Below are 21,804 nucleotides of genomic sequence, written 5' to 3'. Positions count from 1 at the left end.
CCCCAGGGCGTTACACGCAGAGCTTGTTGACGGCGTCGACCAGCTGCGAGGGCTGGAAGGGCTTGGTGATCCAGGCCTTGGCCCCCGCCGCGCGGCCTTCGGCCTTCTTGGCGTCCTGGCTCTCGGTGGTGAGCATGATGACCGGCACGAACTTGTAGGCCGACTGGGTCTTGACCTGCTTCAGAAAGGTCAGGCCATCCATGTTGGGCATGTTGACGTCGCAGACGATCAGGTTGACCTTGAGCGTCCCATCCAGCTTGGCCAGGGCCTCCTTGCCATCACCCGCCTCCACCACGGTGTAGCTGGCCTTCTGCAAGGCCAGCTTCACCACGGTGCGAAAGCTGGCCGAGTCGTCAATCACCATCACGGTCTTGTTCATTCACTGCTCCTGTCAAAAGTAGTCCACGCCACTGCTGTCCGGGGCCGCGCTCTCGCTGCCATGGACGCTGTGCTGCTCCGGGGTCGTGTAGCGCGCGCGCAGTTCCTCCAGCCACTGCTCGGCCTGGTGCAGGCCGGCGTCGCCCAGCAGGGGCATGTGGTCGATGAGGCGCTGCATGTCGCCCCGCACCAGCGTCAGCATCTGGCTGAGCCGGTCGCCGATCTGCAGGCCCGACACCGCCTGTTCGATATGGGCCTGCAACTCGGCCACGAGCCGGTCGTACTCGGCCTGCGGCCGCTGCGCCGGCACCGCGCGCAGCTGGGCCAGCTCGCCATGCAGGCCGTCGATGGCCACCAGCGCACGGGTGAGTTCGGTGATGCCGCTGTTCAGCTGCTCATGGATCACGTCGAGTTGCCGCCCCCAGACGGGCAGCACCGCCTGGGCAATGACAACCGTGCCATCGGCCATCAGCGAAGCGACGGGCGCTTGGACGGGAGCGGGTTCGGACATAGGCGGACAGGGGCGGTGGGTGATCACAAATTTCAATGTCAGGGTACGGCACGGGCCCTGTCAATCCGCATCAGGTCTGCGTCGTGATTTACCCGGAATCTATATTTTTACCGTTTTTATCAATTTTTATGGGCAACGGAAGGCCGCCCGCAGCGGATCCCTCGGCGTGCAGCCATCCGGGCGCCCCGCAAACTTCCTCACGCCAGAGAAGGAAATGCGTGAAAACGTGAAATTTGGCAGCGCACATTCTTGGTTGAATGGCGACATAAAAGAGCGCAGGGCCGTCATTTATGACGCCACTCGCCCAGAACTGCCAAGTGTCTGGCAGGGTGACAGGAGGAACACTCTGCCGACGCTGGGCGGCTGGTGCGCGGACCGCCGGTCTGCGTCTTAGCCCCCTCCACCGGATTGCCCCGCATGCTCAAGACCTTGCTTTCCCCCGCCATCGCGCTGATGCGCAAGCTGCCACTGGCCCAGAAGTTCGCCGTGGTGTGCGTGGCCTTCATGGTGCCGCTGCTCTACCTGCTGGTCACCGTGGTGGGCGACCGCCGGGCGATCTACGAATTCACCGAGAAAGAGGTGCTCGGCATCAAGGCCATCCGGGCCTTTGACGGCGCGTACGTGCCGGTGATGGGCTGGCGTGGCGCCTATGCCGGCACGGTGTCGGGCCAGGCAGGGGCGCAGGAGCGCCGCGACAAGTACACCGCCGAGGCCGAGCAGGCCTTTGCCCGCTTCGAGCAGTTCCTGCGGCAAAGCGGCGATCCGCTGGGGCTGGCCGAGGCCTACAAAAAGGTGCGCGAGCAGTGGCAGGCCGCCAAGGCCAGCAAGCCCCAGAACTCGAGCGAGGCGCTGGACCGTGCCAATGCCTTGGTGGCGGCCGTGCGCGGCTTCCTGGAGCATGTGGCCTACAACTCCAACCTGGCGCTGGACCCGGATGCCGACACCTACGCCCTGATGCTGGCCTACACCAGCGAAATGCCCCGGCTGATGGATGCACTCTCCAAGTCCCGCAGCGTGGGGCGCTACCTGGCCGACGGTCAGATCACCGACAACGCGGCCATGTTCATGGAGCTGCACAACGCCGATGCCTTGCTCGACGAGTATGTGGAGCGGGCCGGCACGGCCTACGCCCACGCGCAGGCCGCCAACCCGAGTGCCGTGGCCGGGCTCAAGCTGACGGCACTGGAAGCGGTGAAGCACAAGGTGCAGGCGCGCATCGATACCGAATTCCCCTGGGGCAGTGCGCCCAAGGCCAACGGCACCGACTGGGGCAACACCGTAAACGCGGTGCTGGCGGAGGCGGATGAACTGCACGATGCCGGCGGCCAAGTGCTGGAGCGCCTGCTGCTGGTGCGCGAAGGCAAGCTGCAGGCCCAGATCTGGACGGCCGTGGGCATGGCGGCGATGTGCATCGCCATCGGCCTGTACCTGCTTGCGGGCTTCTACTCGGCCGCCCAGAGCACCTTCGGCGCGCTGGGCCGGCGCATCGCCAAGCTGGGCCAAGGCGACTTCAGCAGCAGCGCGCAGCTGGAGGGCAAAGACGAGCTCGCCCGAGCCGGCAACCAGCTCAGTGACGCGATGGGCAGCCTGACCCTGCTGGTGATGCAGGTGCGCAGCACCTCGGAAGAGATCAGCACGGCGGTGGCGCAGATCGCCGCGGCCAACCAGGATCTGTCGGAGCGGGGCACCAAGCTGGCGGCCGTGGTGGAGCAGACCAGCGCCAGCACCGGCACGCTGGAAGAGGCCGTAGGCGAGAACATGGCCAGCGCGCACGAAGCCAACGAACTGGTGCAGGGCGCGGCCAGCGTGGCCGGCAAGGGGGGCGCTGTGGTGGAGCAGGCCGTGCAGGCGATGAACGACATCACCGCCAGCAGCCGCAAGATCGGCGACATCATCCAGGTGATCGACACCATCGCCTTCCAGACCAACATCCTGGCCCTCAACGCCGCGGTGGAGGCCGCCCGCGCGGGCGAACAGGGGCGCGGCTTTGCCGTGGTGGCCAGCGAGGTGCGGGCGCTGGCCCAGCGCAGTGCCGGCGCCGCGCGCGAGATCAAGAACCTGATCCAGGACTCCATCGACACCGTCAACAGCGGCGGCCAGTACGTCAATGAGGCCGGTCAGACCATGAGCGAGATGGTCAAGGCCATCGAGCGCGTGACGACGTTGATGGGCGACATCGCCCGCCAGAGCAACGGCCAGGCGCAGCAGATCCGTGAGCTCGGGGCCGCCATCCGCGAAGTGGATTCGGCGGTGCAGCAGAACGCCGCCATGGTGGAGGAGACGGCCGCCACCTCGGGTTCGCTGAACGAGCGCGCCCGCTCGTTGGCCGAGGCGGCCGCGCAGTTCCGCACCGATCTGTAGCCCTCAACACCCCGGTCACCGCCATGCGCAACAACCAACCCATCACCGGCCGCGAATACCCCTTTCCGGTGGGCAAGACCTTGGTCAGCGTCACCGACCTGAAGGGGCGCATCACCTTCTGCAACAAGGCCTTCATCGACGTCAGCGGCTTCAGTGCAGAGGAGCTGCTGGGCCAGCCCCACAACCTGGTGCGCCACCCCGACATGCCCGAGGAGGCCTTCCGCGACCTTTGGGCCACCATCGAACAAGGCTTGCCCTGGAGCGGGCCGGTGAAGAACCGCCGCAAGAACGGCGATCACTACTGGGTGCTGGCCAATGCCACGCCGATGAAGGATGGCGACCGCATCACCGGCTTCCTGTCGGTGCGGGTCCCCTGTCCGCGCACGGTGGTGCAGCAGGCGGAAAAGGCGTACGCGCGGATGCGCGACGAAAAGGCGCGCGGCCAGCGCCGGCTGGTGTTGGAGCAAGGGCAGTTTCGGCGCATCGACCGCGTTGGCCGGGTGCTGCAGGCGCTCAGCCCGGGGCCGCGCGCCTGGATGTACTTGCTGGTGCTGGTTCCCATGCTGGCGGCACTGGCGGCGGGATGGTGGCTGCCCGCCGCCTGGGGCGTGGCGAGCGCCGCGCTGCTGGGGGGGCTGGCCCTGGCAGGCTTTCACACCGTGCTGCAGGCGCCGTTCCTGCGCCTCCTGGACGACGCGCGCCATCTCGGTTCCGGCGATCTCACGCATGAGGTGCAGGTGGATGCCCAGGGCTTGGCCGGCCAGCTGCAGCAGGCACTGAACCAGGTTGCCGTGAACCTGCGCACAGTGGTTCTGGATGCCCGTACCGACATCGATGCGCTGCAGGCCCAGGTGCAAGAGATCGGCGCCGGAAACAGCGACCTGGCGCGCCGCACCGAGCAGCAGGCCGTGAGCCTGCAGCAGACGGCCGCCAGCATGGAACAGATCACCGGCACGGTGGGCAACACGGCGGCGGCGGCCCTGCGGGGGACTGAGCTGGCCAGCGAGACCGCGCGCGTGGCGCAGGACAGCCAGCTCAGTGTGCAGGAGGTGGCACAAAGCATGGCAGCCATCCAGGGCTCGACCCGGCGCATCGGCGAGATGGTCCACGTGGTCGAAGGGGTGGCCTTCCAGACCAACATCCTGGCGCTCAACGCCTCGGTCGAGGCGGCCCGTGCGGGCGAACTGGGCAAGGGCTTTGCCGTGGTGGCCGAAGAGGTGCGCGCCCTGGCTGCCCGCGCGGCCGAGGCGGCGCGCGAGATCCGGCGCCTGATTGCAGAGTCCACCGAATGCGTTGCCACCGGCGACTCGCACACCGGCATTGCACGCAGCCGGGTTGACGGCGCCCTGGAGGCGGTGGCCAGCGTGCACCAGGCCCTGGAAGAGATCCGGCAGGCGGCGCAAGAGCAGCAGCAAGGGGTGGTGCAGGTCAACGAGGCCATGGCCCGCCTGGACGGCACCACCAAGCAGAACGCCGTCATGGTGGAAGAGCTCAACAGCGCGGTGCAGGACATGCTGCGCCAGATCGCCCTTGTGAGCACCGCCACCCGGCTGTTCCGGCTGCAGCGCGGTGAGAAGACCGTGTCGGAGCTGGACGCCGTGGCCCTGCGCAAGCTGCACCGCACCAGCACGGCCGATGCCGACGTGACGACAGCCTGAGCCCCACTCTTCATTCACCGACCCACCGAAGCCAACCATGCGTCTGCTTGCACTGATCGCGGCCTGTGCGCCGCTGCTGACCGCTCCCCCCGCCGCGGCCGAGGAAGCCCTGGCCACCGACCGGCCCGATGTCGTGGAGTCGGCCGAGGTGGTGGGCCGCGGGCGGGTGCAGCTGGAGGCCAGCCTGGCCGGCGAGCGCAACCGCCAGGCGGGCGTCACGACTCAGGTCTGGAGCACGCCCTTTCTGCTGCGGCTGGGCGTGAGCGACACCGTCGAGCTGCGCCTTGAATCCGATGGCCGCCAGCGCCTGCGCCTGAGCGGCGCCGAAACCGGGCGCGCCAGCGGCTGGAGCGATGCGGCCGTGGGACTGAAGTGGCACAGCCAGGACGGCGACGATGCCAGCGGCCGCCCGGCATTGGCCTGGCTGCTGCACCTCGATCTGGATTCCGGCAGCGCCGCCTTGCGCGGCCAGGGCCTGCGCCCCTCGCTGCGCCTGGTGGCGGAATGGGAGCTGCCGCAGGGGCTGAGCCTGGGGGTGATGCCGGGCCTGCTGCAGGAGCGCAATGAGGCGGGCCGCCGCTACACCGCGGCCTCGCTGGCGGTCGTGATGGGGCGCTCGCTGACCGAAGACTGGCGCGTGTTTGGCGAACTGGCCGCCCACCAGTTGGCCTCCAGCCGGAACGGCGGCTCGGTGCTGACGCTGAATGCCGGCACCGCTTGGCTGCTGAGCCCGAACGCCCAGCTGGACCTGGCCCTCTCGCGGGGCCTCAACCGCTACAGCCCGGACTGGGGCTGGACCCTGGGGCTTTCGCTGCGCTTCTAGGCGTCCCGGCGGGCGGTGGGCCGCTCCGCCTCGCCGCCACAATGCCGCACCGCCGGGAAGCCCGCGCGGCGAGGGCCTGGGAGGCAGCGCAGATGGACGACCGCATCGGAACGGAGTTGGCAGCCTATGCGCTGCGGGTGGTGGATCGCGCCCCCAGCATGCTGGCCTATTGGGACGCCCGCCAGGTGTGCCACTTCGCCAACGAGGCCTATCGCACCTGGTTCGGCGTCGAGCCGCGCGACCTGATCGGCAAGTGCATCTGGGAGCTGCTCGGCCCGGACCTGTACGCGCTCAACTAGCCCCACATCGACGGCGCGCTGCGCGGCGAGGCGCAGATCTTTGAACGGGTCATCAAGGGCCCGGATGGCTTGGAGCGCCACAGCCTGGCCAACTACCTGCCGGACTGGCGCGAGGGCCGCGTGGCCGGTTTCGTGGTGGTGGTGACCGAGGTCACCCAACTGCGCAAGACGCAGGCCGCGCTGGCGCGCGAAAAGCAGCTGCGGCTGGAGCTGGAGCAGCGGACCGACACCCTGAACCAGCTGCTGCGCGAACGCGACGAGCTGATCGACCTGCTGGCCCATGAGGTGCGCCAGCCCTTGCACAGCGCCTGGTCGGCCTTCCAGGGGGCCGAGGCCGCCATCCGCGGCAACCGGATGGACAGTGCCAACGACGCCCTGGTGCAGGCGCGCTCGATGCTGGGGAGCGTGACCGCGACGATCGACAACACCCTGGCCGCGGCGCGCCTGCTGGCAGGGCGGGGCACGCTCACCCTGGCGGATACCGACCTCGACATGCTCGTTGCGCTCACGCTGGGTGACCTGCCGCCGAGCGCGCGCCGGCGCATCACGGTGCGCAGCCTGACGGCGGTGCGCAGCGCCCTGGTGGATTCCGGCCTGATGCGCCTGGCCTTGCGCAACCTGCTGCGCAACGCCATCGAGTACAGCCCGCACGACAGCCCGATCCAGATCGAGCTGAGCGAGCAGGAGGAGCCGCCCGAGTTGCATGTGGACGTGGTGGATACCGGCCCGGGGGTGCCCCGTGAACTGGTCAGCCGCCTGTTCGAGCGCGGCGTGACCGGCCGCCAGGGTGAGCAGGCCGCCGGCCATGGGCTCGGCCTTTACGTGGTGCGCCGGGTCATGGAACTGCATGGCGGGCGGGCCGAGCTGCTGACGCCCGGCACGCCCCCGACACGCTTTCGTCTGCGCCTGAACCTGGCCTTGGACCCCTGAGGGGCGCGCGGCGGTGGCCTCAGCGCGCGCGCAGCGGCGCGCGGAACTGGTAGCCCACGCGTGATTTGGCCTGCAGGGGCACCACGGCCGGGGTGGCCTTTTCGATGCGCCGCTTGAGGCGGTACACCACGGCGTTGAGGCCGTCGGCGCCGGCCGCTTCGCCCTTGCCCAGCGCCTGCAGCAGGGTGTCGCGGCTGACCACCTCGCCCCGCGCCGCCACCAGCTGCTCCATCAGCAGGCAATCGATCTCGCTGAGTTCGACGCGCTGGCCATCGGGCGTGATCAGCTGGCCGGCGTTGCGGTCCAGCACCCATTCCGGCTGGTGCGCGCCGGCGGCCTCGACGCGCCGCTGCACGGCGCGGATGGCGATGGCCACCTGCTCGAACTGCACTGGCTTGGTGAGGTACATGTCCGCCCCCGCATGCACCACCTGGCCAAAGACTTCTGGGGCCAGCCGCCCGGACACCACCACCACGCCGGCCTGCGTGCGCCGCCGCAGCACGTCCAGCAGCGCCAGGCCATCAATGCCCGGCATGGCCAGGTCCAGCACATAGAAGCCGAACTCATAGGCCGCCGGATGGGCGAGCAGCTCGGCGCTGTGGTGAAAGGTGTCCACCTTCAGCCCTTCGCCACGCAGGTACTCGGCCAGCAGGGAGGTGAAGGTGCTGTCGTCGTCCACCAGCGCGACCGGCTTGCTCAGCAGGTCCGGCAGGCTGATCGACTGCAAAGTCTGGGGAGTCATCAAGGCAACCTTGAGATCGATTACAAATGATCGGCAGAATCAGTTGTCACTGGCCTGGCGATGCAGCATTTCGCGGGATCGTGCAGCCTAGCGCAAGCACCCCGCTCTCAACCCCCCGCCCCAACCCCATGCAAGAGCCCCACCCGATCGCCACGGCGCCCGCTTCGCCAGCCGAGCCGCTGGACCTGGCGCGGCTGGAGTCGGCAAGCCTGGAAGAGCTGATGGAGCTGTTCAGCGCCGCGATTGCCGCCGAGAACGAGACCGCCCGGGCCATCGAGCGCTTCCATCGCGGGGGTGTCGATCCGGCCGAGCTGCCGGCCCTTCGCGAGCAGTTGCAGCGGGCGGGGCGCTGGACGCAGGCCGTCGATGCGGCCATTGCGCGCCAGTACCGCCCGCATCCGCCCTGAGCTGCCCTGAGCCACCGGCCGGGCGTGCAAATCTGACCGGCGCGGGCGCTCCATGCGGGCGGACCCGCTGGCGCGTGGCCCCTGCAGGCGCCAGACTGCGCGCCGTCCATGCAGACCAAACCGCTCTCCGTCGTTCAACACCGCATCAAGCCCGGTGTGCCGCTGCCCTTCAGCATCCTCGGGCCGGATGGCCAGCTGCTGCTGGCCAAGGGCCAGTTGATCCACAACGAGGCGCAGCTGGAGGCCATGCTGGAACGCCAGGCCCAGGTGGACATGAGCGAGGTGGACGCTGGCCGCATCGATCCGCGCAGCTGCGACCGCAAGACCCTGCCCAGCCTGTGGGGGCAGACCATGGACCAGCTCAACCGCATGCTGCGCGCCAGCCTGCACCACGACTTCCAGGCCGCGCTGGAGGAGCTGGTGCAGCCCCTGCTCGGCCTGGTGGAGCGCGATGTCGACCTGGCGCTCTTTCAGGTGCTGCGCCAGGAGGGCATGCCCGAGGGCCATTACGGCGTGCAGCACGGGGTGCATGCCGGCATCGTGGCCCTGCTGGCGGCGCGGCGTCTGGGGGGGTCGGAAGCTGAGGCGCACCGCGCGCTGCGGGCGGCGCTGACGATGAACCTCTCGGTGCTGGAGCTGCAGGGGCGCCTGGCGGCCCAGGTGTTTCCGCTGCACCCGCGCCAGAAATTGATCATGCGCGAGCACCCGGCGCGCAGCCGCGAGCTGCTGCGCGAGTACGGGGTGCAGGACGAAGACTGGCTGCGTGCCGTGCACGAACACCATGAGGTGCTGGGCGGCGGGGGCTACCCGAAGGCCCTGACCCAGCCCAGCGAGTTGGCCCTGCTGCTGGGCTGCGCGGATGTCTACACCGCCAAACTCAGCACCCGCGCCGGGCGCAGCCCGGTGCCGGCGGACCGCGCGGCGCGCGACTTCTTCGTCAGCCGCAAGACGCTGCCGGCCGCCTCCGCCATCGTCAAGGAATTCGGCGTGTTCCCTCCCGGCACCCTGGTGCGTCTGGCCAATGGCGAGAGCGGCGTGGTGGTGCGGCGCGCCCAGCCGGCGCCCGTCGTGGTGGCGCTGGTGAACAAGCAGGGCGAGCCGATGATGACGCCGACACGGCGCGACGCCGCCAAGCCCGACCAGGCGATTGCCGCGGTGCTGGACCCGAGCCAGATGAAGGTGCGCCTGCCGCCCGAAAAGCTGATGCTGATTGCCGCGTTGACGTGAACAACTTGTCACAGACGACGGACTTCGGTTTGGTGGCTCCCCCCTAAATCAGGGGGTGACCCGCACAATCGCGGCCTTCGATCGGAGCCCTGTCCGGTCTTGCCGTCAAAACATCTGAATGGAGTTGTCCGTGTTCCTTCGCGCCCTGCTGGTTCTGAGCCTGTCCCTGTCCGCCACCCTGGCCGTCGCCTCGCCCAAGGTGCTGAAGAAGGTGCCGCCGGAGTTCCCGGCCGAGGCTGCGCGCAAGAACGTCAATGCCGGCTCGGTGCGCGCCAAGCTGACGATTGCCAACGACGGCAAGGTGGCCGATGTCGAGATCGTCGAGGCCGAGCCGAAGCGCGTGTTCGACCGTGCCGCCATCGAAGCCCTGAAGGAGTGGCGCTTCGAGCCGGCCGGCGACAAGCAGATCCACGAAGTGAAGCTGGTGTTCCGTAACGAGGAATAAGCCGCCTTGCCCCAGCAAAACGCCCGCTGCCCGCGGGCGTTTTGCTTTCAGCGCCCGAGCAGGAAGCGCAGCGGCTCTGCCAGCCGGGCCGACCAGGCGGTTTCGTTGTGCCCCGTGCCGGGGTACACACGGCTCACGAAGCCCGGCGCGCGAAAGCCCTTGGCGGCCATCAGCGCGTCCACGCGCGCCTGTGCGTCGTCGTACTTGGCGTCCAGTTCCTGATCGCCACGGTCCATCCACAGCTTCACCCGCGCGGGTGCGGGCAGCTTCTGGTCCAGATAGGCCAGCGCCGCCGCCGGCACCTCGGGGTTGCGCTCGAAGTGCCCGATCCAATGCGTGGACAGGCAGGCCGCGCCGCCGAACACCTCGGGGTATTCGCACAGGCCGTAGCAGCTGATCAGGCCGCCCATGCTGGACCCCATCAAAAAGGTCGATTCGCGTCCGGGTGCGGTGGCGTAGCGCGCGTCCACCGCGGGCTTCAGGGTCTCGACGAGGAAGCGCAGGTAGGCGTCCGAACGCGGGCGCCCTTGCAGGCGCTCGGCCACCAGCTGCTCGCGCAGCGGGGCTGGCAGGTGCGGCAGAAAGCCCTGCGGGAAATATTCGGCATGGCGCGCCGCGCCAGCGTTCCAGATGCCGACGACGATGAAGTCGCGCAGCGCGCCGCTGGCAATCAGCGGGGCGGCCACGGCATCTACCTGCCAGGCCTGCTGGTTCCAGGTGCCCCGGGGGTCGAACAGCATCTGGCCGTCGTGCATGTAGAGCACGGCGTGGGGGCGGTCGGCGCGGTAGCCGGGCGGCAGCCACACGTCCACGGGCCGCGGGTCCAGGGCCGGTCCGGGCGGCAGCTCCAGGCGTTCGATGCGGCCGGGCCGGCTGGTGCGCTCGGAAGGTGCGGCCGTGGCACCGCACGGGGCGCCGGCCAGCCAGGTGGCCGCGCCGATCAGGGCCTGACGACGCATCATTGCAATCTCCATCGTGCTCGCAAGCCTGCCGTAAAAGTAGCAAAACTACAAGTCGTGCAAGCGCGAATTCTGGTGGCTTGATGTAATCACAGGTCGCACGCTACCGTGTGTTGGTATTCAAACTACATGCCGAACGACATGAAGAACCTTGCCGCCGTGACCCTGGGCCTGCTCGGCGCCGCCGCCCTGGCGCAGCCGCGCATCGAGCCGCCGCACTGGTGGGTGGGCATGGCGCAGCCCCAGCTGCAGCTGCTGGTGGAGGCGCCGGGCATCGGCGCGCGCCAGCCGCGCCTTCAGGGCAGCGGCGTGCGGCTCAAGGCGGTGCACCGCCTGCCCAGCCCGGACCACCTGGTGCTGGACCTGGAGCTGGGCGCCCAGGCGCGCCCGGGCTGGCTGGAACTGCACTTCGAGGGCGGGGCCAGCGCCCCGCTGGTCCAGCGCTACGAGCTGCGCGCGCGCGCGGCGGGTTCGGCCCAGCGCCAGGGCTTTGGCCCGAGGGATGCGATCTACCTGCTGGTGCCCGACCGCTTCGCCCAGGGCCAGCCGGACAAGACCCTGCCCGCGCACATCGCCGAGCGCAGCGGCCAGCGCAGCAATCCGGGCGACCGCCACGGCGGCGACCTGGCCGGCATGCGCCAGGCCCTGCCCTACATCGCCGGCCTGGGCTTCACGCAGGTCTGGCCCACGCCCCTGGTGGAAAACAACGGCGCGGCGTACAGCTACCACGGCTATGCGGCGAGCGACTTCTACGCCATCGACCCGCGCTTCGGCTCCAACGCCGATTACCGTGACTTCGTGGCCGAGGCGCGCCGCCACGGCGTGGGCGTGATCCAGGACATCGTGCTCAACCACATCGGCGCCAGCCACCGCTGGATGCAGAAGCTGCCCAGCCCTGACTGGGTCAACCAGTGGCCGCAGTACACCGAGACGCACCACGCGCGCATGAGCCTGCTGGACCCCTACGCCGCGCCCTCCGACCAGGCGCGCTTCGCCAGCGGCTGGTTCACCCAGAACATGCCGGACCTGAACCAGCGCAACCCCTTCGTCGCCACCTACCTCACCCAGATGTCGATCTGGTGGGTCGAGGAGATGGGGCTCTCGGGCATCCGCACCGACACCTACTCCTACTCCGACCGCGACTTCCTGGCGCGCTGGTCCGCGCGCCTGATGGCCGAGTACCCCAAGCTCAACATCGTGGGCGAAGAATGGAGCCCGCACCCGGCCGTGGTGGCCTACTGGCAGCGCGGCAAAAAGAACCATGACGGCTACCGCTCCAGCACGCCCAGCATGATGGACTTCCCGCTGCACGGCGCGCTGCTGGCCAGCCTGACTGAGGCCGATGGACACGACAGCGGCTTCACCAAGCTCTACGAGGCGCTGGCGCACGACTTCGTCTACCCCGCCCCCGAACAGCTGGTGCTGTTCGAGGGCAACCACGACACGCCGCGCCTCTACTCGCTGCTGAAGGAAGACGCCGTGGCCATGCGCATGGCGCTGAGCTTCATGGCCGCCACGCGGCGCATCCCGCAGTTCTTCTACGGCGACGAGATTCTCTTCACCAGCCCCGCGCAGCGCGACGACGGCCGCGTGCGCGCCCCCATGCCCGGCGGCTGGGCGGGCGATGCCGTGAACGCCTTCACCGGCCAGGGCCTCAGCGAGCCCCAGCGCGAGATGCAGGACTTCGTGCGCAAGCTCTTCACCTGGCGCAAGGCCGAGCCCCTGGTGCACGTGGGCAAGCTGATGCAGTACGCCCCCGAGCACGGGCATTACGTGCTGTTCCGATACCAGCCCGGCGACAAGCGCCGGCTGATGCTGGTGCTGAACAAGAACCGCGAACCCAGTCAGCTGGCGCTGCGCCGCTTCCCCGAGATGACGGCCGGCGTGCGCCAGGTGCGCGACCTGCTGGGCGGCCCCACGCCGGCGCTGCAGGACGGCGTGCTGAGCCTGCCGGCGCGCGGCGCCTACCTGCTGGAGCTCTCAGAGTAGGCGGAAGGCCAGCATCGCCACCAGGGTGGGCGGCAGCGCGCCGATCAGCAGCCCCAGCGGCGAGATCGCGCCGTCCTCGAACTGGCCGCGCAGGATGGCCACACCGGCCGGGTTGGGCGCGTTGGCGATCACCGTCAGGCCGCCACCCGTCACCGCGCCGGCCACCAGGGCCACCTTGAAGTCGTCGCTCAGGCCTTCCACCAGCGAGCCGAGGTAGGTCAGCGCCGCGTTGTCGGTGATGGCGGTGAGCGCGGTGGCGCCGAAGAACACGGCGTTCGCGTCCATCTGCATCAGCAGGGGCTGCAGCCACCACTGCTGCTGCCCGCCCAGCACCACCAGGCCGCCCAGGAAGAAGGCCACCAGCAGGGCTTCGCGCAGGATCAGCGGGCTCTGGTGGCGCTGGTAGGCGGTGGCGAAGCCCAGGAAGAACAGGAACAGGCCGAGGAACACCGCCGGATGGTGGGCAAACACCACCACGCCGACGAGGAACAGCAGGTGCACGGCCACCACCGCCAGCGGCACCGCCGCCTCGGTGGCTTCGGGCTGGGCGGCCAGGCGCGCCAGCTCCTTGCGGAACAGCAGCATCGCGCCGGCGGCATTCACCAGCACCGCGATGGCCGCCTTCCAGCCGAAGGTGCTGACCATGAAGACCAGGTCCCAGTTCCACTTGCCCGCCACCATCAGCACCGGCGGCGCGGCAAAGGGCGTGAGCGTGCCGCCGATCGAGATGTTGACGAACAGCACGCCCAGCGTCGCGTACTTCAGGCGCGCGGAGACGGCGCGGCTGAACAGGGTGTCGCGCAGCATCAGCGCGGCCAGCGTCATGGCGGCGGGCTCGGTGATGAAGCTGCCCAGCAGCGGCACGAAGGCCAGCAGCAGGAAGTACAGCGCCATGCCGCGCGGCAAGGGCATGAAGCGCGCCAGCGTCTGCACCGCCGCGCCGGAGGCCTGGATGATGGGCCGCGTGCCCGCCACCACCATGATGGCGAAGACGAACAGCGGCTCGGTGAAGTTGCGCGAGTCGAGGTAGGCGGTGGCCTGCGGCTTGCCCAGCAGGGCGAACATGCACACCATCAGCACCATGGCCCAGAAGCCGAACACCACCTCGACCTCGCCGAGCAGATGCCACAGGCCGGCGTGGCGCGGCTGGGTGTGCGCCAGGCGCTCGAAGAACTTGGTGGAGAAGGTGTGCACCAGGGCCAGCGCGAACAGCGCGGCGGCAAAGATCTGGATCGTGGTGGGCGTGGGCATGGGCTGGACAGGTGAGAGCCCGCGCGGCGGCCCGACCTGCGCGAAAACCTGCTGCGAACGCGTGGCTCCCAGCACCCGGGCGCGAGTGTAGGCGGGGCCCCGCGCTGTGGGGGAGCCGCGACGACGGCCGCGGCGCGCGGCCGCGCTGTGTGACAGTGATGACCCCCGTGCTGCACCGGCCCCGCATGCCTGTCTCCAACCAGCGTTCCGCCCTTGCCCTGCGCCTCGGGCTGCCCGGCCTGGGCCTGCTGCTGCTGGCCGGCCTGTGGGGTGCGCTGGCGGCCTTTCTGCATTTCGACAGCCAGCGCAGTGAGGAGGAGCTGCGCCAGCGCGTGCTGGGCGCGGCCAGTGGCTACCACGCCTTCGTGAAAAGCAACCTCGGGCAACTGGACCTGCTGCTGCGCGCGCTGGCCCAGCAGGTGCAGCAGCATGGCCGGCCCGAGCTCGACTGGTTCGGCCAGCCTGGGGCGCGCCCGGCCGGGCTCAAGCATGTGTATGTCACCGATGCGCAGGGCAAGATCGTCGCCTCCGACATCCCCAATCTGTCCGAGGCTGCGAGCACGGCGGTCGACCGGCCCTACTTCCAGCAGCACCGCATGGGCCAGGTGCGCGGCCTGTTCGTGGGCCCGCCCACGCAGAGCCGCGTCAGCGGCGAATGGCGCCTGCACCTGAGCCGCGCCTGGACCGGTCCGGACGGCGGCTTCGGCGGGGTCGTCGTCGCTTCCATCGACCCCGCCTACCTGACCAGCGCCTACTCGCGCAGCCAGCTCGGCCAGAGCGGCCTGCTCGGCGTGGTGGGCCTGGACTGGCTGGTGCGTGCACGCCGCTCGGGCGACCAGCTGCTGTTCGGCGAATCCATCCGCAACGGTCAGCTCTACCGCGAAGTGCAGCGCGCCCCCGAGGGCCGCTTCGAGGCCCGCAGCCCGCTGGACCAGCTGGAGCGCCAGGTGGCATACCGCCTGCTGCCGGAGTTCGAGGTGGTGAGCTACGCGGCGCTCGGCAAGGACGAATTCCTGGCGCCGCTGCATGCCCGCCAGCGCCGGCTGCTGGGCATCGGTGCCGTGGCCAGCCTGGCGTTGCTGGCCGCCTTCTGGGCGCTGAGCGGCGTGAGCCGGCGCCTGGAGCGCAGCCGCTTGGCAGCGGCGCGCGCCCGCACGCTCTTCCAGACCAGCGCCGACGCCCAGCTCGACGCGCTGCTGATCTTCGAGCCCCAGCGCGATGCCCAGGGCCGCCTGGTGAACCTGCGCTGCGTGCATGCCAACCGGGCGGCCTGCGAGTGGCTGGCGCCAGGCCAGGCCAGCCCCGAGGGCCGCAGCCTGCTGGAGGCGCTGCCGCGCGAGCTCGCCGCCCCGCTCTTCACGCAATGCTGCGCGGTCATCGAGACCGGCCAGCCCTTGGTGGCGGACCTGGACCTCTCGCCCCTGCTCGGTCGCCGGCTCATCGCGAGCCAGCACATCGTCGCCGTGGGCGAGGGCGCGGCCCTGAGCCTGCGCGACATCACCAAGCTGCGCGAGAAGGAGTCCGAGGCGCTCTACAACGCACGCGTGGCCCAGCGCAGCGAGCGCTTGCTGGCGGCCCTGACCGATGCGGTGCCGGTGATGCTGGTGCACCTGAACCGCGAGCTGCGCGTCACCTTTGCCAACGACGCCTGCGCGCGCTGGCTGGGCCCGGCCTGGGCCATGGCCGAGGGCAAGACCCTGCACGAGCTGCTGCCGCCCGAGATCTACGCGGCCCGCCTGCCGCATCTGCAGCGCGCGCTGCGCGGCGAGATGGTGGAGTTCGTCTCCGAGCGCCAGACCGAGCTGGGCGACCGCATCTTCAAGAACAGCTATGTGCCCGACCTCGACCCGTTCGGCCGCTGCGAGGGCGTCTACACCGTCAGCGCCGATGTCACCGAGCTCAAGCAGACCGAGGAGCGGCTGGCCGAGCTGGCCTTCACCGACACCCTGACCGGCCTGCGCAACCGCCGCTTCGTGGCCGACCGCCTGCCGCAAATGCTTTCGCGCGCGCGCCGCACCGGCCTGGGCGTGGGGGTGATCTACCTGGACATCGACCGCTTCAAGCGGGTCAACGACGAGCAGGGCCATGCCGTGGGCGACGCCGTGCTGCAGGAATTCGCCCGCCGACTGCGTGCCGCCACGCGCCTGCACGACGTGGCGGCGCGCTTTGCCGGCGATGAGTTCGTGGTGCTGCTGGAAGACCTGCGCCAGCCCGAGGACATGGTGGCCGTGGCCCAGAAGTTCCTGGCCGCGCTGCGCCCGAACTTCGAGCTGGCCGAGGGCGTTCGCCTGCACGTTTCCGCCAGCCTGGGCCTGGCCTTCAGCGCCAGCGCCGACACCCCGCCCGAGGCCCTGCTGCGCGAGGCCGACGCTGCGCTCTACGAAGCCAAGGGGCGCGGGCGCGACACCTATGTGCTGGGCGCTGGCGGCGCCAAGGTCATTCCGCTGGCGCGCGGTTGATTAGGGCCTGTTCACACCACGCGAAGCCTCGCGTGGTGTGAGCAGGCCCTAGGCGCCGGCAAAGCGCTGCAGCGCCGCCTCCACCATGCCCTCCACGCTGCCGCTGCGCGCGCGCTGCTCGCGCAGCCACTGCGCGCCATTGCCCAGGTAGACGAGCTGCTGGATGTGCTCCAGCGCCGCCTCGCAGCCCAGCGCCGGGGCATGCGGCTGCAGCAGGCGCAGGGTGCGCAGCACGTCCTCGCGCAGCGAGATCGGCTCGTAGCTCTTCGGGTGCACCAGCTGGCCATCCAGGCCGAAGCGGCAGGCCTGGAAGCGGTTGTAGGTGTAGACGAGGTAGTCGTCCTCGGCCGGCGGCGGCTCGCCGCCATTCAACAGGTGGCGGCACAGGGCCTGCAGGTAGCAGGCCAGGGCGGCGGCGGTGTCCACGTCCAGCGGGGTGTCGCACACGCGCAGCTCGATGGTGCCGTACTCGGGCTTGGGCCGGATGTCCCAGTAGAAGTCCTTCATCGACTTGACGACGCCGGTGTGCGTCATCTTCTCGAAGTACTCCTGCTCGAACTGCCGCCAGCTCAGGATGAAGGGCGCGCGCCCGCTCAAGGGGAAGGCGAACACCGAGTTCAGGCGCGCCGAGTGGAACAAGGTGTCCTGCCCCTGCACGAAGGGCGAGCTGGCGGCCAGGGCGATGAACTGCGGCACGTAGCGGCTCAAGCTGTGCAGCAGGAACAGGGCTTCGTCGCCGCCGCGGCAGCCCACATGCACATGCTGGCCAAAGATGGTGAACTGCTGCGCCAGGTAGCCGTACAGGGCCGAGACCTGCTGGTAGCGCGCCTTCGGGTAGATGCGCTGCTCGCTCCAGCGCTGGAAGGGGTGGGTGCCGCCGCCGGCCAGGCCGACGTTGAGCTTGCGCCCGGCCGCCAGCAGGGTGTCGCGGATGGCGCGCAGCTGCGCCAGCAGCTCGTCGTGGCGGGTCTGGATGCTGGTGGCCACCTCGATCATGCTGGTGGTGATTTCGGGCGTCACCTGGCCCGGGAAGGGCGCGCGCGCCAGCAGGTCCAGCATGTCGGTGCTGGCGGCCACCAGGTCCTGATCGCTCAAGGACAGCAGCTGCAGTTCCAGCTCCACGCCCAGGCTGAGCGAGTCGGAATCGTGGAAGGGCAGCTGGCCCGCGTCACGCGTGACTTCACTCATCGCGTCTCTCCGCCCCAGCGCAGTGCCAGCCGCGTGCACAGCGGCCCGGCCAGCTCCAGCACCAGGATGGCCGCGGCCAGCGGGGCCAGTTGGTCCAGCAGATCGATCTGCAGATGGCGCGACTGCTCCAGCAGCAGCAGCGCGAAGGCCGACAGCGGCATCAGCCCGATGCCGGTGAGCGCGCCCTTGCGCGGCGTGGTGCCGCTGACATGGGCGAAGCCGGCCATCACCGCCGGCGTCACGAGCAGGCGTGTGAGCACCAGCGCCAAGCCGAGCAGCAGGCCCTGGTGCACCTGGGCCAGGTCCAGCCGCGAGCCCAGGTAAACGAACAAGGTCAGCGTCAGCAAGTCCCCCAGCGGGCCGAAGCCGCGTGCGCTGCGCGCGAACACCACGCGGCGGTGCCGCGCGGTGAGGCCGAAGGCCAGTGCGGCCACGATGGGCGAGCCCTGCAGCAGATGGCTCAGGCCCACCAGGCCGATGACGGCCAGCGCGTAGGGCAGGGTGCTGTCAGGCGCTTGTTCAGGAAGGCTGAGCAGGGCCGGCATGGCCACCCCGGCCAGCAGACCCAGGCCGGCCGAGAGCAGCAGCGCCCAGCCGCCGGCAAAGGCCGCCTGCGCAAGGCTGCCCGAGCTTTGGTAGACGTGCACCGCCAGCACCGCCTTGAAGGCCAGCACGGCCAGCACGCAGCCCACCACGGCCACGTGGATGAGCCGCTCGGCAATCTGCCCGGCTGCGCGTTCCTCATTGAGCACCCGCACCAGGGCCGCGGGCGAGCTGGCCATGCCCAGCGCGGCCAGCAGCGCGGCGCTGGCGGCATCGGCGCCGAGCCAGCGCGCCACCGCGCCGATGGCCAGGAAGCACAGCAGCGCATCGGCCAGCGCCGCCCCGCCCAGCCAGGGGTTGTGGCGGAACCAGCGCAGGTTCACGCGATAGCCGAACTCGAACAGCAGCAGGCCGAAGGCCGTATAGGCCACCAGGTCCAGCCCCGGCGAGTGGGCCGGCAGCCAGCCCAGCTGAGCCGGCGCGGCCACCACGCCCACCAGCGCATAGGCACTGATGCGTGGCAAGCCCAGCGTGCGGTGGGCGGTCTCCCCCAAGAGCCAGGCCAGCAGCAGCAGCGCGGGCCAGGCGAGGGTCGGCAGGGCGGCGAGAACGCCGGGATCGTCGAGCACCATGCGCCGAGCCTAGCAGCGGCTCAAGGTCGTAGCTGTGTCAACTCTTGTACGGCCGCTTCCAGAACCTCGTCCTGCCCGTTGCGCAAAGCGGCGAGGCTGCGTGGCACCACGCGGTCGGGCTGCAGGCCGACGCCTTCGAGCCGGCGCCCGTCGGGCAGGGCCAGCGCGCGCTCGCTCACGGCGAGGCGGCCCCCGCCGGCCAGCTCCAGGTAGCGCTGGATGCCGAGCAGGCAGCCGCAGCTGGTCTCGCCCAGCACGCGGGCGCGGCCGGCATGCTGCAGCGCGCCGGCCAGCATCTCGGAGCCGCTGGCCGAGGCCGCGTCCACCAGCACGCGCAGCGGCCCGGCGTAGGCGCCCGGGCCACCGGCGCGGTGCAGTTGCACGCGCTGGCTGCCGCGCAGCCGCGTCAGCTGCACCGTCTGGTTTTCGGGCAGCAGTTGGTCGAGCAGGCGGCGCGTCATGTCGAAATTGCCGCCGCCATTGCCGCGCAGGTCCAGCACCAGGCCGGTGAGTGGGGGCAAATGGCGCAGGGTCTCCAGCAGCTCGCCCTGGATGCGCGTGTCGAAGCGGTTCCAGCGCAGCACGGCCACGCCGCTGGCGCGCAGCTCGAAGCTCCAGCGCGGCGGCAGGTCCTGCTCCACGCGCTCCAGTTCCAAGTCAAGCGGCTGGTCGTCCAGGCCCTGCCAGCGCAGCTGCACGCGGCTGCCGGGCGGGCCATCCAGCCACTGGCGCAGCGCCGTCAGCGCGCGGGCTTGGGGCGTGGAGCTCTGGCGCGTGCGCGCCAGGCGTTCGGCCCACTCGGCCTCGGCCGCGCGGCCCTGCCAGCTCAGCAGGCGCATGCCGGGGCGCAGCCCGGCGGCCGCGGCGGCACTGCCCGGCTGCACGCGCTCGGCCACCCATTGGCCTTCGATGTGTGCGAGCGTGAAGCCCAGGGTGGGTCCGCGATCGGCCACGCGGCGGCGCACGTCGCGCGGGCCTTCGACCCGGGTGTGCGCGTCGTGGCGCTCACCGGCCACGCGGTCCAGCGCCTGCCAGAAGGCTTCGGGGTCGGGCTGGTCCGGGGCTTCCAGCACCTCGGCACGGTGGCGCTCACGCGCCAGCGGCCAATCGGGCGGCGCGGGGTCCACATGGCGTTCGTTGATCGCCTGCCAGACCTGGTCCAGCAGGACGGCCCGCGCCGCGGCATCGCCGGGCGCGGGCGCGATGCCGGCGCAGCCCGCCAGCAGCAGCAGGGCGGCGCCGAGCAGGGCACGCATCACTTGGCGTGCATCGCCTTCTCAAGCGGGCGGCTGATCAGGGCCAGCAGCACGCCGGCGCCGATCGCGAAGGCGGCCAGGAAGGGGTAGAGCGCGAAGCCGCTGCCCTTCAGCAGTTCTTCCATCACGCCGGCCAGGTAGTTGGCGGCGGCGCTGGAAAGGAACCACACGCCCATCAGCAGCGAGACCAGCTTGGCCGGCGCCACGCGCGACACCATCGACAGGCCCACCGGCGACAGCATCAGCTCGCCCAAGGTGTGGATGAAGAACACGATGGCCAGCCAGTGCATGCCGACCTTGATGCCGCTGTCGGCCATGCTCTGGGCCATCGCCATGACGACGAAGCCCAGGCCCAGCACCACCATGCCCAGCGCCTGCTTCATGGTGTCGCCCATGCGGTAGCGGCTCTGGTCCAGGCGCGTCCACAGCGCGGCGAACACCGGGGCCAGCGCCACGATGACGAGCGGGTTGATCGACTGGAACCAGGACGAGGGCACCTCGAAGCTGCCGACCATGCGGTTGGTGTTCTCGTCGGCGAACAGCGCCATCGTGCCGCCGGCCTGCTCGAAGCCGGTCCAGAAGGCGATCACGAAGATCATCACGATGACGATGCTGATCACGCGACCCCACTCGGCGCGGTTCAGCGGTTCGTGGCCCACGCTCTTGGCGTCGGGCTTGACGATGCTCCAGATCGCGCCGCCGATGACGCCGACGGCGATCAGCACCTGCGCCACGGTGGGCAGGCCGCCGTACACGGGGCCGACGAACTTCCAGGCCTGCAGCGCGCCGAACACGAAGGCGAAGCAGCCCGCGCTCCAGCCCAGGATCAGGCCGATGTCGGCCTTGCCGACCGGGCCCTGCTGCGGCATCAGGCCGGCACGGCCCAGCAGCGGCTGTTGCCACAGGAACTGGCACAGACCCAGCAGCATGCCCACACCGGCGGCACCGAAGCCCCAGTGCCAGCCCAGCTTCTGACCGAGGGTGCCGGCCACCAGCGGCGCCAGGAAGGCACCCAGGTTCACACCCATGTAGAAGATCGAATAGCCGCCGGCACGACGCGGGTCGTCCTCGCCGTTGTACAGATGGCCGACCATGGCCGTGGTGTTGGGCTTGAAGAAGCCGTTGCCCACGATCAAGAGGCCCAACGCCAGGTGCAGCAGGGGCTCGAAGGCCATGGCGAAGTGGCCCAGCATCATCACCGTGCCGCCGATCACCGCGGCGCGGCGCTGGCCCAGGTAGCGGTCGGCAAAGGCGCCGCCGATCAGCGGGGTCAGATAGACCAGGCCGGTGTAGATGCCGTACAGCGCCAGCGCGTTGGCGCGCTCGTAGCCGAGGGCGTTGACGAGATACAGCACCAGCAGGGCGCGCATGCCGTAATAGCTGAAGCGTTCCCACATCTCGGTGAAGAAGATCACCTTGATGCCGGGGGGCTGGCGGGTGTCGTGCGCGGTGTCGCTCGTGGCGGCACCGGCGGGCAGGGTGGCGGTGGACATGGAGGCTCCAAAAACAGGACTGCCCACGCCGGGTGGGCGGGGGCAGTGAAGGGCCCGATTTTCCAGGGCGCTTACGGGGAGTTCCCTGCGGGTCCACCCCAGGGGCCGCGCGCATTTCGGCCCGGCGCACGCGGTTTTCGGCACAGAACATGACTTTTGGCTGCACGCGGCGCAGCGCTTCGCCGCGCCCGGCGGCCGTTGGCGCCGCGCGGCCGCCGCTCATCGCAGCGCGGCGGCGCGGGCCGCGGCGGGC

Annotated in this window: 19 protein-coding genes; 10 read left to right on the top strand and 9 right to left on the bottom strand. The window is 70.1% G+C overall.

Features of this window, described 5'->3' with window-relative positions; all coding sequences use genetic code 11:
* Positions 1-10 precede the first annotated feature (10 nt).
* Both I7X39_RS22275 and I7X39_RS22270 read right to left on the bottom strand, forming a co-directional pair.
* Positions 11-379: a response regulator gene (locus I7X39_RS22275; RefSeq protein ID WP_198113578.1), complete on the bottom strand. Its 369-nt coding sequence runs from the start codon at positions 377-379 to the stop codon at positions 11-13.
* A gap of 12 nt (positions 380-391) precedes the next feature.
* Positions 392-889: a hypothetical protein gene (locus I7X39_RS22270; RefSeq protein WP_198113577.1), complete on the bottom strand. Its 498-nt coding sequence runs from the start codon at positions 887-889 to the stop codon at positions 392-394.
* 417 nt (positions 890-1,306) lie between these two features.
* On the opposite strand from I7X39_RS22270, the gene I7X39_RS22265 reads away from it, so the two are divergent.
* The 5 genes from I7X39_RS22265 to I7X39_RS22245 all read left to right on the top strand — a co-directional run bounded on the left by I7X39_RS22265 (position 1,307) and on the right by I7X39_RS22245 (position 6,960).
* Positions 1,307-3,250 carry a methyl-accepting chemotaxis protein gene (locus I7X39_RS22265; protein ID WP_198113576.1) on the top strand — a complete coding sequence of 648 codons (1,944 nt, stop codon included), beginning with the start codon at positions 1,307-1,309 and terminating at the stop codon, positions 3,248-3,250.
* A gap of 23 nt (positions 3,251-3,273) precedes the next feature.
* Positions 3,274-4,908: a methyl-accepting chemotaxis protein gene (locus I7X39_RS22260; protein WP_198113575.1), complete on the top strand. Its 1,635-nt coding sequence runs from the start codon at positions 3,274-3,276 to the stop codon at positions 4,906-4,908.
* A gap of 37 nt (positions 4,909-4,945) precedes the next feature.
* Positions 4,946-5,731 (top strand): transporter, encoded by a 786-nt coding sequence (locus I7X39_RS22255; protein ID WP_198113574.1) that lies wholly within the window; start codon positions 4,946-4,948, stop codon positions 5,729-5,731.
* Between the two features lie 92 nt (positions 5,732-5,823).
* Positions 5,824-6,030, top strand: a complete 207-nt coding sequence (locus I7X39_RS22250) for a PAS domain-containing protein (RefSeq protein ID WP_198113573.1) — start codon at positions 5,824-5,826, stop codon at positions 6,028-6,030.
* A 69-nt stretch (positions 6,031-6,099) separates the two neighbouring features.
* Positions 6,100-6,960: a sensor histidine kinase gene (locus tag I7X39_RS22245; RefSeq protein WP_198113572.1), complete on the top strand. Its 861-nt coding sequence runs from the start codon at positions 6,100-6,102 to the stop codon at positions 6,958-6,960.
* Positions 6,961-6,979: 19 nt separating this feature from the next.
* Here I7X39_RS22245 and I7X39_RS22240 read toward each other — a convergent pair whose 3' ends face one another.
* The gene (locus I7X39_RS22240; protein WP_232352136.1) at positions 6,980-7,702 is read right to left on the bottom strand and encodes a response regulator transcription factor; all 723 of its coding nucleotides are present in this window, start codon (positions 7,700-7,702) and stop codon (positions 6,980-6,982) included.
* 128 nt (positions 7,703-7,830) lie between these two features.
* Between I7X39_RS22240 and I7X39_RS22235 the strand changes: the two genes are divergently transcribed.
* From I7X39_RS22235 to I7X39_RS22225, 3 genes are all read left to right on the top strand, one after another.
* A complete protein-coding gene (locus I7X39_RS22235; protein ID WP_198113571.1) occupies positions 7,831-8,109 on the top strand; it encodes a hypothetical protein in 279 nt (92 codons plus the stop codon).
* 108 nt (positions 8,110-8,217) lie between these two features.
* Entirely contained in the window at positions 8,218-9,336 is a 1,119-nt protein-coding gene (locus I7X39_RS22230; RefSeq protein ID WP_198113570.1) for an HD-GYP domain-containing protein, read from the top strand.
* 130 nt (positions 9,337-9,466) lie between these two features.
* Positions 9,467-9,781 (top strand): energy transducer TonB, encoded by a 315-nt coding sequence (locus I7X39_RS22225; RefSeq protein ID WP_198113569.1) that lies wholly within the window; start codon positions 9,467-9,469, stop codon positions 9,779-9,781.
* A 47-nt stretch (positions 9,782-9,828) separates the two neighbouring features.
* On the opposite strand, the gene I7X39_RS22220 is transcribed toward I7X39_RS22225, so the two are convergent.
* Entirely contained in the window at positions 9,829-10,743 is a 915-nt protein-coding gene (locus tag I7X39_RS22220) for an alpha/beta hydrolase (protein ID WP_198113568.1), read from the bottom strand.
* Between the two features lie 138 nt (positions 10,744-10,881).
* Here I7X39_RS22220 and I7X39_RS22215 point away from each other — a divergent pair, with 138 nt between their 5' ends.
* Positions 10,882-12,729 (top strand): glycoside hydrolase family 13 protein, encoded by a 1,848-nt coding sequence (locus tag I7X39_RS22215; RefSeq protein WP_198113567.1) that lies wholly within the window; start codon positions 10,882-10,884, stop codon positions 12,727-12,729.
* Here I7X39_RS22215 and I7X39_RS22210 read toward each other — a convergent pair.
* A complete protein-coding gene (locus tag I7X39_RS22210; RefSeq protein WP_198113566.1) occupies positions 12,721-13,980 on the bottom strand; it encodes a putative Na+/H+ antiporter in 1,260 nt (419 codons plus the stop codon). The two genes, I7X39_RS22215 and I7X39_RS22210, sit on opposite strands and share 9 nt — an antisense overlap.
* A 185-nt stretch (positions 13,981-14,165) precedes the next feature.
* Between I7X39_RS22210 and I7X39_RS22205 the strand changes: the two genes are divergently transcribed.
* The gene (locus tag I7X39_RS22205) at positions 14,166-16,439 is read left to right on the top strand and encodes a bifunctional diguanylate cyclase/phosphodiesterase (protein ID WP_198113565.1); all 2,274 of its coding nucleotides are present in this window, start codon (positions 14,166-14,168) and stop codon (positions 16,437-16,439) included.
* A 48-nt stretch (positions 16,440-16,487) separates the two neighbouring features.
* Here I7X39_RS22205 and I7X39_RS22200 read toward each other — a convergent pair whose 3' ends face one another.
* From I7X39_RS22200 to I7X39_RS22185, 4 genes are read right to left on the bottom strand one after another with little or no spacing between them, the layout of a single operon-like run.
* Positions 16,488-17,627, bottom strand: coding sequence for a YbdK family carboxylate-amine ligase (locus I7X39_RS22200; RefSeq protein WP_198113564.1), 1,140 nt, complete (start codon positions 17,625-17,627; stop codon positions 16,488-16,490).
* Positions 17,624-18,802 (bottom strand): cation:proton antiporter, encoded by a 1,179-nt coding sequence (locus I7X39_RS22195; protein WP_198113563.1) that lies wholly within the window; start codon positions 18,800-18,802, stop codon positions 17,624-17,626. Before I7X39_RS22195 ends, I7X39_RS22200 begins: the two co-directional genes overlap by 4 nt.
* 20 nt (positions 18,803-18,822) lie before the next feature.
* Complete coding sequence (locus I7X39_RS22190) at positions 18,823-20,058, bottom strand: S41 family peptidase (protein WP_198113562.1); 1,236 nt, start codon at positions 20,056-20,058, stop codon at positions 18,823-18,825.
* Positions 20,058-21,551: a peptide MFS transporter gene (locus I7X39_RS22185; RefSeq protein ID WP_198113561.1), complete on the bottom strand. Its 1,494-nt coding sequence runs from the start codon at positions 21,549-21,551 to the stop codon at positions 20,058-20,060. The genes I7X39_RS22190 and I7X39_RS22185 overlap by 1 nt, the downstream gene beginning before the upstream one ends.
* Positions 21,552-21,804 lie beyond the last annotated feature (253 nt).

The sequence above is a fragment of the Inhella proteolytica genome (assembly GCF_016093275.1).
Classification (GTDB): domain Bacteria; phylum Pseudomonadota; class Gammaproteobacteria; order Burkholderiales; family Burkholderiaceae_C; genus Inhella; species Inhella proteolytica.
This window is presented reverse-complemented; position numbering and strand designations above follow the sequence as displayed.

Excerpts from the sequence above, each read along its gene's own strand:
- I7X39_RS22275 (WP_198113578.1), bottom strand. The coding sequence starts at position 379 with ATGAACAAGACCGTGATGGTGATTGACGACTCGGCCAGCTTTCGCACC.
- I7X39_RS22270 (WP_198113577.1), bottom strand. The coding sequence starts at position 889 with ATGTCCGAACCCGCTCCCGTCCAAGCGCCCGTCGCTTCGCTGATGGCC.
- I7X39_RS22265 (WP_198113576.1), top strand. The coding sequence starts at position 1,307 with ATGCTCAAGACCTTGCTTTCCCCCGCCATCGCGCTGATGCGCAAGCTG.
- I7X39_RS22260 (WP_198113575.1), top strand. The coding sequence starts at position 3,274 with ATGCGCAACAACCAACCCATCACCGGCCGCGAATACCCCTTTCCGGTG.
- I7X39_RS22255 (WP_198113574.1), top strand. The coding sequence starts at position 4,946 with ATGCGTCTGCTTGCACTGATCGCGGCCTGTGCGCCGCTGCTGACCGCT.
- I7X39_RS22250 (WP_198113573.1), top strand. The coding sequence starts at position 5,824 with ATGGACGACCGCATCGGAACGGAGTTGGCAGCCTATGCGCTGCGGGTG.
- I7X39_RS22240 (WP_232352136.1), bottom strand. The coding sequence starts at position 7,702 with ATGACTCCCCAGACTTTGCAGTCGATCAGCCTGCCGGACCTGCTGAGC.
- I7X39_RS22235 (WP_198113571.1), top strand. The coding sequence starts at position 7,831 with ATGCAAGAGCCCCACCCGATCGCCACGGCGCCCGCTTCGCCAGCCGAG.
- I7X39_RS22230 (WP_198113570.1), top strand. The coding sequence starts at position 8,218 with ATGCAGACCAAACCGCTCTCCGTCGTTCAACACCGCATCAAGCCCGGT.
- I7X39_RS22220 (WP_198113568.1), bottom strand. The coding sequence starts at position 10,743 with ATGATGCGTCGTCAGGCCCTGATCGGCGCGGCCACCTGGCTGGCCGGC.
- I7X39_RS22215 (WP_198113567.1), top strand. The coding sequence starts at position 10,882 with ATGAAGAACCTTGCCGCCGTGACCCTGGGCCTGCTCGGCGCCGCCGCC.
- I7X39_RS22210 (WP_198113566.1), bottom strand. The coding sequence starts at position 13,980 with ATGCCCACGCCCACCACGATCCAGATCTTTGCCGCCGCGCTGTTCGCG.
- I7X39_RS22205 (WP_198113565.1), top strand. The coding sequence starts at position 14,166 with ATGCCTGTCTCCAACCAGCGTTCCGCCCTTGCCCTGCGCCTCGGGCTG.
- I7X39_RS22200 (WP_198113564.1), bottom strand. The coding sequence starts at position 17,627 with ATGAGTGAAGTCACGCGTGACGCGGGCCAGCTGCCCTTCCACGATTCC.
- I7X39_RS22195 (WP_198113563.1), bottom strand. The coding sequence starts at position 18,802 with ATGGTGCTCGACGATCCCGGCGTTCTCGCCGCCCTGCCGACCCTCGCC.
- I7X39_RS22190 (WP_198113562.1), bottom strand. The coding sequence starts at position 20,058 with ATGCGTGCCCTGCTCGGCGCCGCCCTGCTGCTGCTGGCGGGCTGCGCC.
- I7X39_RS22185 (WP_198113561.1), bottom strand. The coding sequence starts at position 21,551 with ATGTCCACCGCCACCCTGCCCGCCGGTGCCGCCACGAGCGACACCGCG.